Source organism: Arthrobacter sp. GMC3 (assembly GCF_002929305.1).
GTDB lineage: Bacteria > Actinomycetota > Actinomycetes > Actinomycetales > Micrococcaceae > Specibacter.
The window spans coordinates 1-532 of the sequence record NZ_PJIO01000152.1 but is presented as its reverse complement, the minus strand read 5'-3'; the positions used below and the strand labels follow the sequence as shown (position 1 = coordinate 532).

The 532-nt window shown below is 65.2% G+C and carries 1 protein-coding gene; it reads right to left on the bottom strand.

Annotation, left to right across the window (positions count from 1 at the left end; all coding sequences use genetic code 11):
- Positions 1–532, bottom strand: a 532-nt coding sequence (locus CXQ94_RS24090; RefSeq protein WP_258067320.1) for a phospholipase D-like domain-containing protein, incomplete at both ends; no start/stop codon positions are given.

Here is a 532-nt window from a genome sequence, read left to right as displayed (position 1 = left end):
ATACTGCTCGCTGTTGTCCTGCCGCGCCTGCTGCAGGTAGTCGCGCAGTTGCCGGCGGGCCTTGTCCAGGCCGCTGGCCTTCGGTTGCCACCAGAGAAAGCGCTGGATCGGCACGCTCAGCTGATTGTTCCAGTACTCGTCGAAACTCCGCGCCAGCTGCTCGGCCACCGGGCCGGCGCCAAGCAGGTCGATGTCGGTGAAGTTCATCGCCTGGTCGGCCTCGAAGTACTCGTCGCCGAGGTTGCGTCCGCCGACGACGGCCAGGCTGCCATCGACCAGCATCAGCTTGTTGTGCATGCGCCGATGCTGCAGCGAAAGGTGCAATAGGCGTCCCATGGATCGGGTGATGGCGTTGCTGCGGCCGAGGTGAAGCGGGTTGAAGACGCGGATCTGAATGTTGGGGTGCGCGGTCAGAGTGCCGATGCGGTAGTCCTCGCCATGGCTGGTGGTGTCATCCAGCAGCAGCCGCACGCGCACGCCGCGGTCGGCGGCTTGCAGCACTTCGTCGATCAGCGCACGTGTGGTGAGACCG